Here is an 18,259-nt window from a genome sequence, read left to right on the forward strand (position 1 = left end):
GACCGGAAGAACAAAGATGACTTCTCTGACACCCGAAACCCATGTCGTTGCCGAAATCCGGGGGCGCGTGGGCTGCATCACCCTGAACCGCCCCAAGGCCCTCAACGCGCTCTCGCTCGACATGCTTCGCAGCCTCACGCAGACCTTGCAGGCCTGGCGCGACGATGACGCGGTGCTCGCGGTGGTGGTGCGCGGGGTCAACAAGGAAGGCCCGTTCGGCGCGTTCTGCGCGGGCGGCGACATCCGCTTCTTCCACCAGGCGGCCCTGGCCGGTGATGCAGCGCTGGAAGACTTCTTCACCGAGGAGTACGCGCTCAACCACCTCATCCACACCTACCCCAAGCCCTACATCGCGCTGATGGACGGCATCGTGATGGGCGGTGGCATGGGCATCAGCCAGGGCGCGAGCCTGCGCATCGTCACCGAGCGCAGCAAGCTGGCCATGCCCGAAACCAACATCGGCCTGTTTCCCGATGTGGGCGGGGGCTACTTCCTGAGCCGCTGCGCGGGCCGCCTGGGCGAGTACCTGGCGCTCACGGGCCTGGTGCTGACCGGCCGCGAGGCCATCACGGCGGGCCTGGCCGATGGCTTCATCGACGCCGGCCGCTTGCCCGGCCTGTGGGCCTCGCTCGAGCGCACGCCGTTCGAAAACGGCGCGTCGGTGGAACGCTGGTGCACGAGCCACCTCAGCACCACCGCAGCGCCCGCCCCGTGGCCGGCGAAAGAGGTGGACCGGATCTTCGGCCTGCCCGATGTCCCGAAGATCATCGCCGCGCTCGAAGCGACCGACAGCGACTGGGCCCGCCAGACCGCCACCACCCTGCGCCAGCGCTCGCCCTTGATGCTGCACGTGGTGCTCGACCAGATCCGACGCGCGCGCGGCATGGGCCTGGCCGACGACCTGCGCATGGAGCGCGACATGGTGCATCGCTGTTTCCACCTGCGCCCCGGCGCCGCCAGCGAAACGGTGGAAGGCATCCGCGCCCTGGCGGTGGACAAGGACCATGCGCCTCGGTGGAACCCGGCCCGCATCGAAGACGTGACGCCAGCGGAGGTCGCGGCTTTCTTCGAGAGCCCCTGGCCGGTGGACGAGCACCCGCTGCGGCGGTTGGGCTGAGGCCGCAGCTTAGAGCTGGCGGTACACCGCCTCGGCCAAGGCCATGAGTGCGTCGCGGCTCAGCGGCCCACTCAGGGCGTAGCCGAACCCCTGGTCCACCCAGTAGAAGCCGGGCACCGGGCCCTCCTGCGCGAAGCGGAAGGCGGTTTCGCCGCTGGCCTCGGCAGGTTCCGTGGTGGGGGCGAGGGCGCCAAGATACAAGGTGATGCGCACGCCCTGGGCGTTCTGGAACATGAACTGCGCGCGCGCACCCACGTCGCCCGGCAGCAGGCGGCCACCCACGAGTTCGTAGCCCAAGGCATCGAGGCGCGGCACCTTGAGCGCCTTGCCGGTGCGGCGCGACAGCCATTGCACCAGGTGCTCCTGATCCACCGCGCCCACCTCCACAGGGTGCCGCTTCTCGGGGGAGTACACCGCGTGGGCGACCGATGCGTCGCGCGCGAAGGCGGGCAGGGTGGCCAAGGGGGCAGAACCTGGCGCGGGCCCGCTCGGCCATTCGTGGTTCGACAAACGACCGACGCCGAAGGCCAGCACGATGCCGGCCGCCATGCCGCCCCAGCGCCACCAGCCGGACACGCGGGCCTGTGCATCGCTGGCGCGGTGCGCGGCTTCCCGCATGCCGGGCGGCACGGGTGCCTGCAGCAGGTCGGTATGCAACTGTCGGATGGCGTCGCGCTGGGTCTGCCAGTGGGCCAGGCGCTCGCGGCCGTGCGGATCGCCCTGCAGCCGTTGCAACAGCGCGTCCCGCTCGGCACCCTGCACCTCGCCATCGAGCAGGCGATTGATCTCGGCGTCGGTCAGCGGCTGGGTGAGGGGGGTGTCCATGGCTTTGCGGGCGGTGCTATTTCAGCCGCCTCAGATGGGGAGGAGCGTAGGCATCGGGCGGCACGCTCTGGGCCGCCGCGTTCATCAGCGCCTGCAGGCGGGTGCGGGCGCGCGAGAGCCGCGACATGACGGTGCCGATCGGGCTCCCGGTGATGCGGGCCACCTGCTCGTAGCTCATGTCCTCCAGGCTCACCAGCAGCAACACCACGCGCTGTTCTTCGGGCAGGCGCAGCAGGCAGCGCTGCAGGTCCATGGCCAGGTCCTGCGCGGCGTCGGGCGCCACCAGCTCGGCCGCCACGTCGTCCGGGTCCACCGGCAGGCCGCTGCCTTCGCGGCGTTGCACCCGGCGCAGGCCGCTGACGTGCAGGTTGTGCATGAGCGTGAAGAGCCAGGCCCGCAGATCCGTACCGACCGTCCAGAGCCGCCACTTGGCGCAGGCCCGCTCCAGCGTGTCCTGCACCAGGTCATCGGCCGCCCAGGGGTCGCCGGTGAGCGCGCGCGCATAGCGGCGCAGACCGGGAATCTGGTCGATCAGCTCGGCGCGTCTCATGTCTCGGCGTGGCAGTGGCCGTGGTGGGCTGGGGGCGGCTCAGGGCTTGGCCACGCGCCAGACGTTGTTGAAGCCGTCACCGGTCTTGTCGCCGGGCTTGGTGTCCTTGGCCCAGTAGTACAGCGGCTTGCCCTTCAGGGCCCACTGCTTCTGGCCGTCGTCGCGCGTGATGACGGTGTAGTCGCCGTTGCCCTTGTCGTTTCCACCGGCCATCAGCGGCGGCCAGTTGGTGGCGCAGGGCCCGTTGCAGACCGACTTGCCACTGCCCGCCACGTCGCGGTCGAAGGTGTAGAGGGTCATGCGGTTGGGGCCGACCAGCACGCCATCGCTGGCCATGGCAGGGGCCGGGGCGGACGACATCGAGGCGCAGCCACCCAGCAGGGCCGCTGCCAGGGTCAGGGGAATCAGGAATTTCATGGCGTTCTCCGTTGAAGGTATGGGCAGACAGGCTCTGCACAGGGATGAACGCCGGCTGTGGCGGGTTTATTCCCGCGCCACGAAAAAACCTCAGCGGCTGCGCGACTTCATCGCACGCTCGACCTCGCGCTTGCCTTCGCGGTCCTTGATGGTGTCGCGTTTGTCGTGTTCGGCCTTGCCCCTGCCCAGCGCGATCTCGCATTTCACCTTGCCGGTCTTCCAGTGCAGGTTCAACGGCACCAGGGCATAGCCCTTCTGTTCGACCTTGCCGACCAGGCGGCGGATCTGCTCCTTGTGCAGCAGCAGCTTCTTGGTCCGCACCGCGTCCGGGCTCACGTGGGAGGAGGCGGTGTGCAGCGGGTTGATCTGGCAGCCGATGAGGAACATCTCGCCCTCGCGGATCACCACATAACCGTCGGTGAGCTGCACCTTGCCCTCGCGCAGGGCCTTGACCTCCCAGCCTTCCAGCACCATGCCCGCTTCGAAGCGTTCTTCGATCGCGTAGTTGAAGAGCGCCTTGCGGTTCTCGGCGATGCGGCTGTCAACGCCTTTGGTGGAAGATTCTTTGCTGCTTTTGGTGGACATGAAGCGGAAGGTGCGGCCGTTTCAGGCCAATACAATGAGTTGGATTGTATGAAAACCATTCACAAGTCCGTTTTGCTCTGGCACAGCGCACACGAAATGTTCGCGCTGGTCACCGATATCGAGCGTTACCCCGAGTTCCTGCCCTGGTGCGATCAGGGCCAGGTGCTGGAAAAAAACGAGGCGGGCATGGTGGCCCGCGTGGGCATCGCCATCAGCGGCCTGCGCCAGAGCTTCACCACCCGCAACACGCACGAGGCCGACCGCAGGGTGCACATGGAGCTGGTCGACGGGCCATTCTCCCAGCTTGATGGCGTGTGGGAGTTCACCCCTCTGGGTGAGGGTGACCAGCGTGCCTGCAAGGTCGATTTCAAGCTGAGCTACGGCTTCGCCAGTTCGGCCCTGGCGGCCCTGGTCGGCCCGGTGTTCGACAAGATCGCCGGCAGCCTGGTGGACGCTTTCGTGAAGCGGGCCGACCAGGTGTACGGCGCGGACTGATCACCACCCCATGAAGATCACACTGATGCACGCTCCGGCACCCCGCGAGGTGGTGGAAGAGGTGCTCGATGTGCCCGAGGGGTGCACGCTGCGCCAGGCGCTCGATCAGGCGGGTTGGCTGCGGCGCTTTCCCGACATCGAGGCCGAACCGCTGGCGCTCGGCATCTGGGGGCGCAAGGCCGGTTGGGACCGAGTGTTGCGCGAGGGTGATCGGGTGGAGGTGGTGCGTGGGTTGCGGGTGGACCCGAAGGTGGCGCGCCGCGAACGCTTCATGGGGCAGGGCGCGCGCTCCACGGGGCTGTTCGCCCGCCGGCGCCCGGGGTCGAAGGCCGGTTACTGAGGGCCGGACTTGGGCATCGGCCCGCAGTTGCCGCGCATCACGTCATCCAGCCGCTTGGCCTCGGCGGTGCGGGCCTTGTCGTCCATGATCTCGCGCTCGCCCTTGGCGTTGGTGGTGGCCAGGCGCACGCCGGAATCCAGGGTGGCCTTGGCCTGTTTGGCGCGGTTGCAACTCTCGGTGCGCGCCTGCGCGACGCGCTGCTCCTCGGCCTTCTGGCGCGCGGCCTCGGTCTGTTCGGTCTGTTTCTTCTTGGCCTCGAGTTCCTTGTCGACCGTGGGCAGTTGAGGGGCTGCCGCCTGAGGCGCCGCACCCGCGGGGGACGCTGCGCCGGTCTCGGTGCTGGCGGGCGCGACCGCGGCCGGCGCGGGCATCGGGGCGCTGCCGCCGCCGGGGCGCTTGAGGATGTTCTTGTCGGGCACGCTGGCGGGGGGCGCGGTGTCGCTGAACACCTTGCGATCACCTTCCTTCCAGACCCATTGCGCGGAGGCGATCGAGCAGGCCAGCAGCAGGAATCCCGCCGCCAGAGGGGCTCGCCAGGACGGCTTCGAAGGGCGTTTTTGAGGCATTGGCGGAGTTTAGCGGCGGGCCCCTGCGCGCATGGTGGCATCTGCGGTTTTATCGGCCACAAGCCGCAGGAGCGGTAGCTTTTCGAGCCTGAGCGGTACCCGGGGTGGGACGGGGTGTGCGGGTTTGCCCGAAGGTCGGCCGGCTACAATCGACGCTTTTGGAGCTTTACCCATGCGCCTCCTCGGCAAAGCGCTCACCTTCGACGACGTGTTGCTGGTGCCAGCGTACTCCCAGGTCCTGCCCAAGGACGCCTCGCTTGCCACCCAGTTTTCCCGCAACATCCAGCTGAACCTGCCCCTGGTCTCCGCGGCCATGGACACCGTCACCGAAGCCCGTCTGGCGATCGCGATCGCCCAGGAAGGCGGCATCGGCATCGTGCACAAGAACCTCACGGCGCAGGAACAGGCGGCCCACGTGGCCAAGGTCAAGCGCTACGAATCGGGCGTGCTGCGCGACCCGGTGGTGATTTCTCCCCAGACCACGATCCGCCAGGTCATGAAGCTCTCGGACGACCTGGGCGTCTCCGGCTTCCCGGTGGTCGATGCCGGCAAGGTGGTGGGCATCGTCACCGGCCGCGACCTGCGCTTCGAGACCCGCTACGACCTGCCGGTGAGCGAGATCATGACGCCGCGCGAGCGCCTGGTCACCATGCCCGACGGCACCACGCCCGCCGAGGCCAAGAAACTGCTCAACAAGCACAAGCTGGAACGCCTGCTGCTGGTGAACGACGCCTTCGAGCTCAAGGGCCTGATCACGGTGAAGGACATCACCAAGCAGCTCAACTTCCCCAACGCCGCGCGCGACGCCGCCGGCCGCCTGCGCGTGGGCGCGGCGGTGGGCGTGGGCGAGGGCACCGAGGAACGTGTGGAAGCGCTGGTCAAGGCCGGCGTGGACGCCATCGTGGTCGACACCGCCCACGGCCACAGCAAGGGCGTGCTCGACCGCGTGCGCTGGGTCAAGCAGAACTACCCGCAGATCGACGTGATCGGCGGCAACATCGCCACCGGCGCCGCCGCGCTGGCCCTGGTGGAAGCCGGTGCCGACGCGGTCAAGGTCGGCATCGGCCCGGGCTCGATCTGCACCACCCGCATCGTGGCCGGCGTGGGCGTGCCGCAGATCATGGCGATCGACAACGTGGCCACCGCGTTGCGGGGCACTGGCGTGCCGATGATCGCCGACGGCGGCATCCGCTACAGCGGTGACATCGCCAAGGCCATCGCGGCCGGCGCCAACACCGTGATGATGGGCGGCATGTTCGCCGGCACCGAAGAGGCGCCGGGCGAGATCGTGCTGTACCAGGGCCGCAGCTACAAGAGCTACCGCGGCATGGGCTCGATCGGCGCCATGCAGCAGGGCAGCGCCGACCGCTACTTCCAGGAAAGCAGCACCGGCAACCCCAATGCCGACAAGCTGGTGCCCGAGGGCATCGAAGGCCGTGTGCCCTACAAGGGCTCGGTGGTCTCCATCATCTTCCAGATGGCCGGCGGCCTGCGCGCGGCCATGGGCTACTGCGGTTGCCCGAGCATCGAGGACATGCGCGACAAGGCCGAATTCGTCGAGATCACCTCGGCCGGCATCCGCGAAAGCCACGTGCACGACGTGCAGATCACCAAGGAAGCCCCGAACTACCGGGCGGAGTGAAACCCACCGCCCAGCAGGCCGTCCAGCGAGACGGCCTTTTTCTTTTTCTCGCCGCACCCACCTACACCCCATGCAGCACCAGAAAATCCTCATCCTCGATTTCGGTTCCCAGGTCACCCAGCTGATTGCCCGCCGCGTGCGCGAAGCCCACGTGTACTGCGAAGTGCACCCCTGCGACGTCAGCAGCGAGTGGGTGCGCGAGTTCGCCGCCGACGGCCAGCTCAAGGGCGTGATCCTCTCCGGCAGCCACGCCAGCGTGTACGAGGTGGACGACAAGGCGCCCGAGGCGGTGTACGAGCTGGGCATTCCCGTGCTGGGCATCTGCTACGGCATGCAGACCATGGCGCAGCAGCTGGGTGGCAAGGTGGAAGGCTCGCACACGCGCGAGTTCGGCTACGCCGAAGTGCGCGCCCGGGGCCACACGGCGCTGCTCAAGAACATCGCCGACTTCACCACCCCCGAAGGCCACGGCATGCTCAAGGTGTGGATGAGCCACGGCGACAAGGTCACCGAGCTGCCCCCGGGCTTCAAGCTCATGGCCAGCACGGCGAGCTGCCCGATCGCCGGCATGGCCGACGAGGAGCGCCGCTTCTACGCGGTGCAGTTCCACCCCGAGGTCACGCACACCGTGCAGGGCCGGGCGCTGCTGGAGCGCTTCGTGCTCGAGATCTGCGGCACCAACCCCGACTGGGTGATGCGCGACCACATCGCCGAGGCGGTGGAGAAAATCCGCCAGCAGGTGGGCGACGAAGAGGTCATTCTGGGCCTGTCCGGCGGCGTCGATTCCTCCGTGGCGGCTGCGCTGATCCACCGCGCCATCGGCGACCAGCTCACCTGCGTCTTCGTCGACCACGGCCTGCTGCGCCTGAACGAAGGGGACATGGTGATGGACATGTTCGTCGGCAAGCTGCACGCCAAGGTGATCCGGGTGGACGCGGCCGACCAGTTCCTCGGCCACCTCGCCGGCGTGAGCGATCCGGAGGCCAAGCGCAAGATCATCGGCCGCGAATTCGTCGAGGTGTTCAAGGCGGAAGCCGCCAAACTCATTTCAAGTGGTGCTTCAACAAAAGGCGCCAAGTGGTTGGCACAAGGCACTATTTACCCGGATGTGATCGAATCCGGTGGGGCCAAGAGCAAGAAGGCCGTGACCATCAAGAGCCACCACAACGTGGGTGGCCTGCCCGAGCAACTGGGCCTGAAACTGCTCGAACCCCTGCGCGACCTGTTCAAGGACGAGGTGCGCGAATTGGGCGTGGCGCTGGGCCTGCCGCACGACATGGTCTACCGCCACCCGTTCCCGGGGCCGGGCCTGGGCGTGCGCATCCTGGGCGAAGTCAAGAAGGATTACGCCGACCTGCTGCGCCGGGCCGACGCCATCTTCATCGAGGAACTGCGCTCCACCGTCGACCCGCACAGCGGCAAGACCTGGTACGAGCTCACCAGCCAGGCCTTCACCGTGTTCCTGCCGGTCAAGAGCGTGGGCGTGATGGGCGATGGCCGCACCTACGACTACGTGGTGGCGCTGCGCGCGGTGCAGACCAGCGACTTCATGACCGCCGACTGGGCCGAGCTGCCCTACGCGCTGCTCAAGAAGGTCAGCGGCCGCATCATCAACGAGGTGCGCGGCATCAACCGCGTGACCTACGACGTGAGCTCCAAACCGCCAGCGACCATCGAGTGGGAGTAAGCGTCGTCGCCAACGCCGCCCCCGAATGGAGGCGGCGATGCGACGCCTGGGTGCTCAGGCCGACACCCCATCGTGGCTCAGGGACTCGAGGGCTTCCTTCTCGATGTCGTGGTCGTAGAGCGATTTGCGCAGCGTGGCGGAGTTCGCGATCTCCCGATCGCGCTGGCCCAGGTCCGCGTACTTGGAGTCGTAGCGCATGCCGTTCTTGCGGGCCTCCGCCTGCACCATGGACGTGCGCGGGCGGCGCAGCGCCTCGTAGCGCTTGAGCGCGTCCTTCACGGAGCGGCCTTCGGCGCAGGTCTGCAGCAGAACGGCCAAGGCCGTGCCGTCTTCGATGGCCTGGTTCGCGCCCTGGCCCAGGTGGGGCAGCATGGGGTGGGCGGCATCGCCCAGCAGTGCCAGGCGTCCGTTCACCCATTGGCCCAGCGGCTTGCGGTCGTAGAGGCCCCACCAGAAGCAGGTCTCCACCTTGTCCAGCAGGCCGGTCACGCGGGGATCCCAGCCGGTGAACGAGGCGGCGAGTTCGTCGCGGTCGCCGATGGCGGACCAGGACTCGGCGGTCTCGCTGGTCGTCGGCACGAAGCCGACGTAGTTCACCAGTTCGCCACCGCGGACGGGAAACACCATGAAGTGCTTGCCATCGCCCATCCAGACCTGGTGCGCCTCGCGCCGCCACTCGGGGAGCTTGTCCGCGGAGATCAGGCCCCGGTACGCCCGGAAGCCGGCGTACTCTGGGGCGGACGGCTCGACGACGTGCTTCTGCAAGACCGAGTTGATGCCGTCGGCGGCGATCACCACATCGGCGTTCGCCACATGGCCGTTCTCGAAGACCAGGCGGGCGCCGTGCTCGTCCTGGCTGAAGTCGACGCACCGATGGCCGGTGTGGATCGAGCTGGGTGGGAGCGCGTCGGCCAGCACCTTCAGGATGTCGGCCCTGTGCATGCCGTACATGCCGCTCCAGCCACTGGAGTCTGTGGTCAGGATCTTGCCCACGACCGTGCCGTCCATGCGGTAGTACTCGGACCCGGCGCCGACCTTGGCGCCCACGCGGGCGAGGGCATCGCCCAGGCCCATGCGCTCCAGTTGCCTCAGGCTGTTGGGGTAGATGAAGATGCCCGCACCGACCTCTCGCAACACGCCCGACTGTTCGTACACCGCGACGCTGATCCCCCGATGGCGCAACGCGACCGCGGCGGCGAGACCGCCGATGCCACCGCCCACGATGGCCACATGAATACCCTTTGACATCACAACCGCTTTCATTTGGTGTTCTTGGACGCCGGGCCGAGCAACTCGCTGACGGCCCGGTACTCGTTGGTGATTTCTTCGGAAAGGGCCCTGGCGGAGCCCCATTCCTGCACGATCCCCGCCGGCAGCAGCTGCGCCGAGATGCTGGCGTTGCGGGCGACCTCTTCCAGGGCGGGGACGATCTTGTCGAGCACGTCCTTGGGAACGCCGGCGGGCATGAAGAAACCGAACCACACGCCCAGAAGGTCGGCCTTGTAGCCCGCCTGGCGCAGCGTGGGCACGTTGGGGAACTCGGGGAAGGGCGAAGAGATGGCCAGGGCGCGCAGCGCGCCGGTGCGCATGTGGGCGCTGACCGCACCCAGCGCCAGAACGACGGCATCGATGTGGCCGCCGAGCAGGTCGGTGACGGCGGGTGCCGCGCCCTTGTAGTTCACGGAACTCAGCGAGGCGCCGGTGGCCGCGTTCATCAACTGCACGCTGATCTCGCCGACGGAGCCGGGACCGGCGTTGCCGATGCGGATGCCGTGGGCGCTCTTGGGCGCCTGCTCGATCATTTCCTTCACGGTCTTGAAGGGCGCGTCCTTGTAGGTCACCAGCACCGAAGGGCTGCGGGTGGTCAAGGCCAGAGGCACGAGGTCCTTCAAGGGATCGTAGTTGGCGGCATCCGGTTCGATCACGCGCCGGATGGTCAGCGGGCTGTTCTGCGCGTAGAGCAGGGTGTAGCCGTCCTTGGGCGCGCGGATGACGGATTGGGTGCCCAGGGAACCGCCGGCACCGGGGCGGTTCGCCACCGTCACCGCGGTGCCCAGCAACCTCGAAAGCTCCTGCCCCATCAGGCGCGCGGCCCGGTCCGCCGCATCGCCCGCGGCCAGCGGCGTCACCAGGTTGATGGGCATGCGGGGATAGTCGTTCGCACGCGCGAGGAGGGGGACCGCCAGCAGCGGCGCGATGCCTAGAAGTTGTCGTCTCTTGATCATGGTTGGGCGCTCTGAAAGTTGGGGGAGCCTGCCCCGTGCCCACCTGGTCGGGCGAGGCATCGGAACAGCCAGCGAATTCTGTCGACAGGGCCGTTCCGAAGCAATGCGGTTTTGCGCATTGCGCAATAATGCGACCATGACCGACGCCCAACGATCGCACCCGCGCGATTTCATCGCGTCCCTGGAGAAGGGACTGAAGGTCCTGCTCTGCTTCGAGCGCAAGCACGCCAAGCTGAACCTGTCCGAAGTGGCGCGCCTGACGGGTTACACACCGGCCACGGCGCGCCGGCTTCTGCTGACGCTGCACGAACTCGACTACCTGCACAGCGATGGCAAACGCTTCTGGGTGGCGCCGCGCACCTTGCTGCTGGCCAGGTCGTACCTCATGTCGAGACCGGCGCCCCAGGTGGCGCAGCCGGTGCTCGACAAGCTGGCCGATCGCACGCGCCAGTCCGCCTCGCTGGGCTTGCTGCTGGACCACGAGGTCCTCATCATTGCCAGGTCCACGGGCCGGCGCACGCTGTCGACCGGGCTGGGCATCGGGTCGCGCCTGCCGGCTTTCTGCTCCGCGCTGGGTCGGGCGGTGCTGTCGACGCTGCCCCGCGAGGACGTGGTGAGCTACCTCGCGACCACCCCCCTGGACCCCTGGACACCGAAGACGGTGCAGGACATCGCCTCCGCGACGGGCCAGGTGGAGCATTGCCGGACCTTCGGATGGGCCGAGTGCGACGAAGAGCTGGAGCTGGGCGTGCGCTCCATCGCGGTGCCGATCTCCAGCATCTCGGACAAGACGATCGCCGCGGTGAGCCTGTCGGTGCGCGCGGAGCGGATGTCGATGGAAGCCTTTCGGGCCGCGCACCTGGCCGCGATCCGGGAAGCCAGGGACGAGCTGAGGGCGACGGTGACCTTCGATTGAGCCCGGCGCCGTCAGGGCGCCGTCAAACGGTCCAGCAGGCGGTCGAGGGCCAGTCGGTAGTCCGCCTGCAGGGCCTGGGCCCGCTTCGGATCGCCGTGGGCCGAGGCCAGGGCCAGGCCGCTGCCATGGGCATGGTCCACCAGCACGTCGCGCCACAGGTCGGGCTCGGCCGTGATCTGCGCCAGCAGCAGGCCCAGGCGATCGGTGATCTGGCGCGTCACCCCGGCAAAGGCCTCCGGCGTGGCGAAGATGGCCAGTGTCAGTTGCGGATGGCGGCCCACGGCGCCGTGGTAGCGGGTCAGGATCGCCTGCAGGTCTGCCCGAGGGGCGGCCAGCCCTGGCGCACCCTCCAGCACCTCGGCATACACGCGATCCGACAGCGCCCGCAGCAGCCCGGCGTGGTTCTCCACGTGGTGGTAGAGGCTCATCGGCGTGACGCCCAGCCGCGTGGCCAGGGCGCGCATCGTCAAGCCTTGCCCACCGCTTTCATCCAGCAGCGCCAGCGCCGCCGTCAGGATGTCGTCGCGGGCCACCCCCGTCCCCTGGGCCGGGCGCCCCCGTGGTCGGTTCATGGGGCGAGCCGGTAGGTGGATTGCACCAGGCCGGAAGGAAAGCTGCGGCTGGCCACCAGGCGCCAGGCCACGTCCTGTGCCAACGCGCCGAACAGCGGCCTTCCCGACCCGATCAGCACAGGGACCGTGGTGACCACCATGTCGGCGATCAAACCCTCGCGCAGGAAGGACTGCACCACCTGCCCTCCATCCACATAGACCCGGCGCACGTTCTGCTCGGCCAGGTGCTCCATCGCGTCCCGGGGCGCGAGGCTGGAGAAGCGGACCTTGCCCTTCAGCGCTTCGGGCACGGGCGCGTCAGCCAACTGCCTGGAGAGCACCATGACGGGCCGGTCGTAGGGCCAGGTGTCGAAGCTCAGTGCCTTTTCGAAGCTGCCCCGGCCCATCACGATCATCTCCTTGTCGGCGATGAACGCGGTGTAGCCGTGGTCCTCGGCGGGATCGTCGCGTTGCAGCAGCCAGTCGATGTCGCCGTCCTGGCGCGCGATGAAGCCGTCCAGGCTGGTGGCGATGAAAACGTGTGCGGTGGTCATTCGGTGTCCTTATTTATACATCGTATATTATTGTCCGGACACGGATCGGACACAAGGCACACCCTCACCGGTCTGGGCCCACCCCCGTCAGGTGACCGACGTCCACGATGTACATCTGCCGACCTTCCCCGTGCACCGAGTCGATGCAGACCTGGCGGCCGTCCCGGCTCCAGCGCGGATGCAGGTCGCAGCGGTTCTCCTTGCTCAGGGCCGGGTCCGCGTGGAACGAGCCCAGGTCGTGGCGCGCGCCGGTCTGCATGTCGTAGAGGAACAGGATCCGCTCGTGCGTGCGCGCGTCCGGGTAGGTGTCGCTCAACAACCAGCGGTCGTCCACCGGCGAGAAGGTCATGTGGCCGTTCTCCGTCAGCACGTCGCGCCCGACCACCTGCACCGCACCGCCCTCGGCGTCGTCGTACAGGTGGTAGTGGATCTCGCCGGCATGCGGCCCCCACACGATGACCTGGCGGTCGTTGCGCCACAGCGGGTGCGAGATCTGGTACTCGGACTTCTCGTAGTCGAAGGTGCCCACGGCGCTGGGGTCGAAGGCTTCGTCCAGTTGCGGCAGCGGGTGGTCCGAGCACTCCAGCAGCCGCATGCCGCTGCCGTCGGGGTTCATGGTGATCAGGCGGTGGAGGAAGCAGGTCTCGTCCTTGATCCGCTCGGTCCAGCGGTGCAGGAAGAGCACGCGCGTGGACGAGGGATTGACCTCGATGTGGCTGACCCAGTGGATGGCCTTGTCCATCGATGGCTTCGGATGGAAGTCGCGCAGCTGCCGGTAGCTCACCAGCAGGCGCGATTCGCCCGTCGCCAGATCCATGCGGTGGATGCCATCCTCGGCCGGGGCCCGTGGCAGTTCGAAGGGGGCGCCCGGCTCGCTGTAGCCGATGGTCTCGTGGGTGAGGTAGAGCCGGCGGTAGTCCACGCACAGGGCGTAGCGGCTGTCCGGCGCCACGACGTAGACCGGCAGCGGCAGGCTGCGCCGCTCGCCGGTGTCGGCATCGAGGATGATGGCGCCGAAGTGGGGGTAGCGGGCGTCAGCGTCAGTGGTCCTCACGTTGTAGATCAGCTGGCGCCCGCCCAGGCCGTCCAGCCATTGCAGCTGGCTGCCCATCTGCCAGTTCCAGGCGCGGGTGCGATCGAGCTCGCGGAATCGCGCCCCCTCCTGCAGATCGAAATAGCCGATCCCGGCCTCCAGCGTGGGCGTGAGCGGTGCGTCCTTGAACGGCACCTGCTGCGCCAGCAGGTAGCGGCCGCCGCGGTGCCAGTTGCTCTTGTTGTAGTAGCCAAAAAAGTAATGCTGGTCGGTCGATCCGACCCGGCGCACCGCGCAGGGTGCCTGCGGATGGCTCGTCATTCGGCCACCAGCTTCGCTTTGTCGATGATGCCGTCCCAGCGCTGTTTCTCGGCCGCGACGAAGCGGGTGGCCGCCTCGCGGGTGTTGGCCACGGGCGTCATGCCTTGCGCGGCCAGCGCCTGCGTGAACGCCGGCGAGGAGACGATGGCCCGGATGTCGTTGCTCAGCTTGTTCGCCAGCGCATCCGGCACCTGGGCACCGACGGCCACCGTGGTCCAGGAGGTCGCGAGAAACCCCGGGATGGCGGCTTCCGCCACGGTGGGCACGTCGGGCAGGGCCGGGGAACGGGTCTTGCCCGTGACAGCCAGCGCCTTCAGCCGGCCGTTGCGCACATGGGCCAGCACGGTGGGCGGGTTTTCGAACATGAGCTGGATCTGCCCGCCCATCAGGTCGTTCAACGCGGCGGAACTCCCCTTGTAGGCGACGTGGGTCATGGGCATCTCGGCCGAGGCCTTGAACAGCTCGCCGATCATGTGCACGGACGACCCCACGCCCGCCGAGCCGAAGTTGAGCGCGTCGGGCGACTTGCGGCCCAGGGCGATCAGCGACTTCAGGTCCGTCACGGCCAGCGCTTCATTGGCCACCACCACATGCGGCATTTCCGCCAGGATGGTCAGCACCTTGAAGTCGGTGGCGGGGTTGTAGGGCAGCTTCCTGTACACGCCATAGGTGGCATGCAGGCCAATGGAGCCGAGCATCAGCGTGTAGCCATCGGGGGGCGCGTCGACCACCGCCTTGCCGCCGATGTGTCCGCCGGCACCGGGCCGGTTTTCCACGACCACGGACTGCTTGTAGAGCTTGCCCAGGTGGTCGGCTAGCAGCCGCCCCTGCACGTCGGAACTGCCGCCGGCCGTGAACGGCACGATGATGCGGATGGGGCGGTTCGGGAAGTCCTGTGCCCCGGCGGTGCCGGCCAGCGGGCCGAGGGCCAGGGCCGCCAGGCCGGCGGCGGCGAGGGTGCGGCGGGGAATGCGGGTGGTCATGGATGGTGCTCCTGTGAGGGCCCTCGGGGTGGGGCCTGGGAGAAAGTCTAGGGATCGGGCATCATTCCGAATAATTCATTCTTGCGAGCACCCTATGCACTGCTGGTATAGGGTGGATCTGACGCCCCGCCATGCCAAGACCCCTCAATTTCCGCGAAATCGAAGCCTTCCGCGCCGTCATGCAGACCGGCACCACCACGGCCGCGGCCGCCGTGCTCAACACCACCCAGCCCTCGGTCAGCCGCCTGTTGTCCCAGGTCGGCATGGCCACCGGCCTCAAGTTGTTCGACCACACCAAGGGCCGGTTGGTGCCCACCAAGGAGGCGAGGGAGCTGTTCGATTTCGTGCAGCGCCAGTTCCTGGGCCTGGACCGGGTGGAGCAGCATGTGGCCCAGCTGCGCAAGTCCGGCTCCGGTTCGCTGCGCATCGGCTGCACGCCCGCGCTGGGCCTCAGTGTTCTGCCGCGCGTCATCGGCGAGTTCTGCCGGCGCCACCCGCACGCGCATGTGGACCTGCAGACCACCAGCGCCCACCAGCTGCGCGAGGGCCTGCTGCACGGGAACTTCGACGCCGTGCTGTCCACGGCCGCCCAGGCCCACCCCGAGCTGGACGGCACCGTGCTGCATCAGGCCCCGATGGTGTGCGTGATGCCGCCGGGCCATGCGCTGGCCCAGCGGCCGCGCGTGCATGTGCGCGACCTGAAAGGGCAATCCTTGCTCACCCTGAACGCCGACGACGAATCGCAGGTCCAGGTCCAGCGCCTGCTGCAGGCGCACGGGGTGGACGTCGCCGCGCGGGTGGCCACCAGCTACTCGTTCACCATCTGCCTGATGGCCGCCGAGGGGGCGGGCATCGGCATCGTGAACCCCTATGTGGCTTCGGTGTTCGCGCGGGACTTGCACGTGGCGCCCCTCGCGCCGCGTTGCCCTGTGCAGGTGCTGATGGCTTACCCGCAGCACGTCAGCCGCTCTCGAATGACCGAAGAGTTCACGGGCCTGATGGTGGCCGATCTGCAGAAATTTCCTCGTGGTTGACGCCGGCCTCAGGCCGAGTCGCGCAGCACGAGTTCGAAAGGCAATTCGACATTGCGGCCCCCCTCGGCCGCCTCGGCACCGTTCAGCCGGCCGATGAGCAGCTCGGCGGCCATGCGGCCGATCGACAGCTCGGATCGGCGCACCGTGGTCAAGGGCGGCTGCAGCAACTGGGCCGCGGGAATGTCATCGAAGCCCGCCACGGCCACGTCCTCGGGAATGCGCCGCCCCGCCGCGCGCAGGGCCGACATGGCGCCGATGGCCAGCAGGTCGTTGGCGGCGAAGACGGCGCTGCAGCGGAAGTCGCCGCCCGCCAGTTCGGCCACCATCGCGCGCGCACCGGCGGCCTGGGTGAAGTCGTCGGCGGCGATGGTGCGGGCCGTCAGCCCCGCCTGCCGCATGGCGGCCCGAAAGCCGCGCTGCCGCTGCGCGCCCGGGCCCAGCGGGGCGGACAGCAGGGCGATGCGCCGGTGGCCCTTGTCGATCAGGGTCTGCGTCATGGCCTGCGCCGCCGCCGCGTTGTTGATGTAGAGCTTGTCGATGGTGCGCGATGGTTTGTGCGCCTGGCTTTCGATCTGCACCACGGCCAGGCGTCCCCGCGTGGCCTTCAGCAGCTCGGTTTCCTGCACGTGGAAGAACACTGCCATCACGCCGTCCACATGCCCCTGCGACAGCCATTGCAGCGCCCGCTGCTCGCGCTCGGGCGTGCCGTCGGTGTCGAAGATCATGGTGTCGTAGCCCGCCGCATCGGCGGCGGACTGGAAGCCGCGGATCAGGGCCGGATAGGTCGGGTTCGTGATGTCGGGAACGATGCAGGCCAGCGTGAGCGTGCGCGCGGACTGCAGGTTGCGGGCCATGCGGTTGGGCACGTAGCCGAGCCGCCTGGCCGCTTCCTGGATGCGTTCGCGCGCCTCCGCCGACACGGTGGACGGCTCCACGCCGTTGAGCACCAGGGACACGGAGGTTTGCGACAGGCCGGTGGCCTGCGCAATGTCGCGCTGCGTCGGCCGTTTCTGGGGAGCCGCAGGCGCTGACGGGCCGTTCTTGGGCTTCTTCATGTTGGGTTGCCATCCATAATGCTCGTAGCCATTTTTGCACGCCATTCCCCATGAACCTTTCGCGCCGCGCATTCGCTCTTTCGGGCATGGGGGCGGCTTCGCTCGCCGCGATGCCGCGCGGGGTGGCTCAGGCGCGCGCGCACCCGCTCACCGTGCTGGTGGCGCAACCCGCCGGCGGCGTGACCGATGCCTTCGCCCGCGCCGTGGCCCCCGCGCTGGGCCGGGGGCTCGGGCGCGCCGCGGTGGTAGAGAACGTCACCGGCGCCAGTGGCTCCATCGCCGCCAACCGCCTGCTGGCGGCCGCGCGCGACGGCTCCACGCTCTTCATCGGGTCGCCCTCCGAGACCGTGCTGGCGCCGCTCACGCTGCGCGCCGTCCGCTACAAGCCCTCAGACTTTCGCCTGCTGGGCCTGGTCAACGATTCGCCGCTGGCGCTGTACGCGCGCACCGACCTGCCGGCCAACAACCTGGACGAGCTCGTGGCCCTGGCGCGCCAGGGTGGCGAGCGGCCCATGAGCTATGGCAGCACGGGGCAGGGCTCGCTGTTCCACCTCGTGACGGAGCGGCTGTTGTCCAGCGCTGGCATCCAGGCCACGCACGTGCCTTACCGCGGCGGCATGCCCATGCTGGCCGATCTGCGCAGCGGCGCCATCGATTTCACGGTGCTGCCCGTGGACGCCTTGCTGGGCAGCCTGGTGGCCGATGGCCGCATGAAGGTGCTGGGTGTGTTGTCCGCGCAGCGGCTGGACCGGTTCCCCACCGCCGCGACCTTCGACGAAAGCCGGCTGGCGCCCGACGTGGGCCATCCCAGCATCTGGGTGGGCGTGCTCGTGCCCGCCGCGATGGATGAAGACCTCAGCGCGCGCCTGCACCGCGTCGTCGTGGAGGCGCTGGGCAGCGCGGACGTGGGCCAGGCCGTGCGGGCCGTCGGCGGGCGTGTGCCACCCCGCATGTCGCTGCCGGAGGCCGCGCGCTTCTACGCGGCCGACACCATGAAGCTGCAGGCCCTGGCCCAGGCCGCGCGCGTGAAGCCCCTGTAACGGTCGAGAACCCGCTTCCGTTGGCTGGGGGGGCCGCCGGCCGCCCTGGATGGGCATTTGCAAACGAAGGTGATATTCTGCGACAGGCTGTGTCAGGGGACCCCGGCGGCCGGGATCCCCGTGACTTCCAGTGCCTGAGGAGGGACGCGGAATGTCGATCGAATACACCTTCACACCGTACGGCACGATCCAGATCCAGTGTGGACGGGACTGGATCGAAGTGAAGCTCCCCGGTGGCGGCGATGGCGGGGGCAGCGCCAAACCCAGCCCTGCCGCCAGCCCGGCCCCCGCGCCCTCGCCGGTGGCATCCCCCTCGCCACCAC

20 protein-coding genes are annotated in these 18,259 nt (G+C 68.5%); 8 read left to right on the forward strand and 12 right to left on the reverse strand.

Annotation, left to right across the window (positions count from 1 at the left end; translation table 11 throughout):
• The first annotated feature begins 16 nt into the window (after positions 1-16).
• Positions 17-1,117: an enoyl-CoA hydratase/isomerase family protein gene (locus AC3WPZ_RS18010; RefSeq protein ID WP_382325086.1), complete on the forward strand. Its 1,101-nt coding sequence runs from the start codon at positions 17-19 to the stop codon at positions 1,115-1,117.
• Between the two features lie 9 nt (positions 1,118-1,126).
• Here AC3WPZ_RS18010 and AC3WPZ_RS18015 read toward each other — a convergent pair whose 3' ends face one another.
• The 4 genes from AC3WPZ_RS18015 to smpB form a co-directional block, all read right to left on the reverse strand.
• Entirely contained in the window at positions 1,127-1,942 is an 816-nt protein-coding gene (locus AC3WPZ_RS18015; RefSeq protein WP_444686659.1) for an anti-sigma factor family protein, read from the reverse strand.
• A 16-nt stretch (positions 1,943-1,958) separates the two neighbouring features.
• A complete protein-coding gene (locus AC3WPZ_RS18020; protein ID WP_382157580.1) occupies positions 1,959-2,492 on the reverse strand; it encodes a sigma-70 family RNA polymerase sigma factor in 534 nt (177 codons plus the stop codon).
• Positions 2,493-2,531: 39 nt separating this feature from the next.
• Positions 2,532-2,909, reverse strand: a complete 378-nt coding sequence (locus tag AC3WPZ_RS18025) for a COG4315 family predicted lipoprotein (RefSeq protein WP_444686658.1) — start codon at positions 2,907-2,909, stop codon at positions 2,532-2,534.
• A gap of 90 nt (positions 2,910-2,999) precedes the next feature.
• Positions 3,000-3,494, reverse strand: a complete 495-nt coding sequence (gene smpB, locus AC3WPZ_RS18030; RefSeq protein ID WP_382325080.1) for an SsrA-binding protein SmpB — start codon at positions 3,492-3,494, stop codon at positions 3,000-3,002.
• A 48-nt stretch (positions 3,495-3,542) separates the two neighbouring features.
• Between smpB and AC3WPZ_RS18035 the strand changes: the two genes are divergently transcribed.
• Together AC3WPZ_RS18035 and AC3WPZ_RS18040 are read left to right on the forward strand one after the other, a co-directional pair.
• Positions 3,543-3,989, forward strand: a complete 447-nt coding sequence (locus AC3WPZ_RS18035; protein WP_382325078.1) for a type II toxin-antitoxin system RatA family toxin — start codon at positions 3,543-3,545, stop codon at positions 3,987-3,989.
• A gap of 10 nt (positions 3,990-3,999) precedes the next feature.
• A complete protein-coding gene (locus tag AC3WPZ_RS18040) occupies positions 4,000-4,329 on the forward strand; it encodes an RnfH family protein (protein ID WP_444686657.1) in 330 nt (109 codons plus the stop codon).
• Here the strand turns inward: AC3WPZ_RS18040 and AC3WPZ_RS18045 are convergent.
• A complete protein-coding gene (locus AC3WPZ_RS18045; RefSeq protein WP_382325074.1) occupies positions 4,323-4,895 on the reverse strand; it encodes a DUF4124 domain-containing protein in 573 nt (190 codons plus the stop codon). The two genes, AC3WPZ_RS18040 and AC3WPZ_RS18045, sit on opposite strands and share 7 nt — an antisense overlap.
• Before the next feature lie 172 nt (positions 4,896-5,067).
• On the opposite strand from AC3WPZ_RS18045, the gene guaB reads away from it, so the two are divergent.
• Both guaB and guaA read left to right on the forward strand, forming a co-directional pair.
• The gene (gene guaB, locus AC3WPZ_RS18050) at positions 5,068-6,537 is read left to right on the forward strand and encodes an IMP dehydrogenase (protein WP_291115661.1); all 1,470 of its coding nucleotides are present in this window, start codon (positions 5,068-5,070) and stop codon (positions 6,535-6,537) included.
• A gap of 70 nt (positions 6,538-6,607) precedes the next feature.
• Complete coding sequence (gene guaA / locus AC3WPZ_RS18055; RefSeq protein WP_382157590.1) at positions 6,608-8,224, forward strand: glutamine-hydrolyzing GMP synthase; 1,617 nt, start codon at positions 6,608-6,610, stop codon at positions 8,222-8,224.
• 54 nt (positions 8,225-8,278) lie between these two features.
• Here the strand turns inward: guaA and AC3WPZ_RS18060 are convergent, their stop codons facing one another.
• Together AC3WPZ_RS18060 and AC3WPZ_RS18065 are read right to left on the reverse strand one after the other, a co-directional pair.
• Complete coding sequence (locus AC3WPZ_RS18060) at positions 8,279-9,472, reverse strand: FAD-dependent monooxygenase (RefSeq protein WP_492440825.1); 1,194 nt, start codon at positions 9,470-9,472, stop codon at positions 8,279-8,281.
• 11 nt (positions 9,473-9,483) lie between these two features.
• A complete protein-coding gene (locus AC3WPZ_RS18065; RefSeq protein WP_444686655.1) occupies positions 9,484-10,449 on the reverse strand; it encodes a Bug family tripartite tricarboxylate transporter substrate binding protein in 966 nt (321 codons plus the stop codon).
• 136 nt (positions 10,450-10,585) lie between these two features.
• On the opposite strand from AC3WPZ_RS18065, the gene AC3WPZ_RS18070 reads away from it, so the two are divergent.
• Positions 10,586-11,365 (forward strand): IclR family transcriptional regulator domain-containing protein, encoded by a 780-nt coding sequence (locus tag AC3WPZ_RS18070; RefSeq protein WP_291117224.1) that lies wholly within the window; start codon positions 10,586-10,588, stop codon positions 11,363-11,365.
• Between the two features lie 11 nt (positions 11,366-11,376).
• On the opposite strand, the gene AC3WPZ_RS18075 is transcribed toward AC3WPZ_RS18070, so the two are convergent.
• From AC3WPZ_RS18075 to AC3WPZ_RS18090, 4 genes are all read right to left on the reverse strand, one after another.
• Positions 11,377-11,937, reverse strand: a complete 561-nt coding sequence (locus AC3WPZ_RS18075; RefSeq protein ID WP_382325068.1) for a TetR/AcrR family transcriptional regulator — start codon at positions 11,935-11,937, stop codon at positions 11,377-11,379.
• The gene (locus tag AC3WPZ_RS18080; protein ID WP_444686654.1) at positions 11,934-12,470 is read right to left on the reverse strand and encodes a dihydrofolate reductase family protein; all 537 of its coding nucleotides are present in this window, start codon (positions 12,468-12,470) and stop codon (positions 11,934-11,936) included. The genes AC3WPZ_RS18075 and AC3WPZ_RS18080 overlap by 4 nt, the downstream gene beginning before the upstream one ends.
• Positions 12,471-12,534: 64 nt before the next feature.
• The gene (locus AC3WPZ_RS18085) at positions 12,535-13,824 is read right to left on the reverse strand and encodes a hypothetical protein (protein ID WP_444686653.1); all 1,290 of its coding nucleotides are present in this window, start codon (positions 13,822-13,824) and stop codon (positions 12,535-12,537) included.
• Positions 13,821-14,807 (reverse strand): Bug family tripartite tricarboxylate transporter substrate binding protein, encoded by a 987-nt coding sequence (locus AC3WPZ_RS18090; protein ID WP_444686652.1) that lies wholly within the window; start codon positions 14,805-14,807, stop codon positions 13,821-13,823. Before AC3WPZ_RS18090 ends, AC3WPZ_RS18085 begins: the two co-directional genes overlap by 4 nt.
• Before the next feature lie 131 nt (positions 14,808-14,938).
• Between AC3WPZ_RS18090 and AC3WPZ_RS18095 the strand changes: the two genes are divergently transcribed.
• The gene (locus AC3WPZ_RS18095) at positions 14,939-15,841 is read left to right on the forward strand and encodes a LysR substrate-binding domain-containing protein (protein WP_382157604.1); all 903 of its coding nucleotides are present in this window, start codon (positions 14,939-14,941) and stop codon (positions 15,839-15,841) included.
• A gap of 8 nt (positions 15,842-15,849) precedes the next feature.
• Here AC3WPZ_RS18095 and AC3WPZ_RS18100 read toward each other — a convergent pair whose 3' ends face one another.
• Positions 15,850-16,896 (reverse strand): LacI family DNA-binding transcriptional regulator, encoded by a 1,047-nt coding sequence (locus AC3WPZ_RS18100; protein ID WP_382325062.1) that lies wholly within the window; start codon positions 16,894-16,896, stop codon positions 15,850-15,852.
• Positions 16,897-16,946: 50 nt separating this feature from the next.
• On the opposite strand from AC3WPZ_RS18100, the gene AC3WPZ_RS18105 reads away from it, so the two are divergent.
• Positions 16,947-17,936 carry a Bug family tripartite tricarboxylate transporter substrate binding protein gene (locus tag AC3WPZ_RS18105; protein WP_444686651.1) on the forward strand — a complete coding sequence of 330 codons (990 nt, stop codon included), beginning with the start codon at positions 16,947-16,949 and terminating at the stop codon, positions 17,934-17,936.
• Positions 17,937-18,259 lie beyond the last annotated feature (323 nt).

The sequence above is a fragment of the Hydrogenophaga sp. FW305-3-2-15-A-LB1 genome (assembly GCF_058787875.1).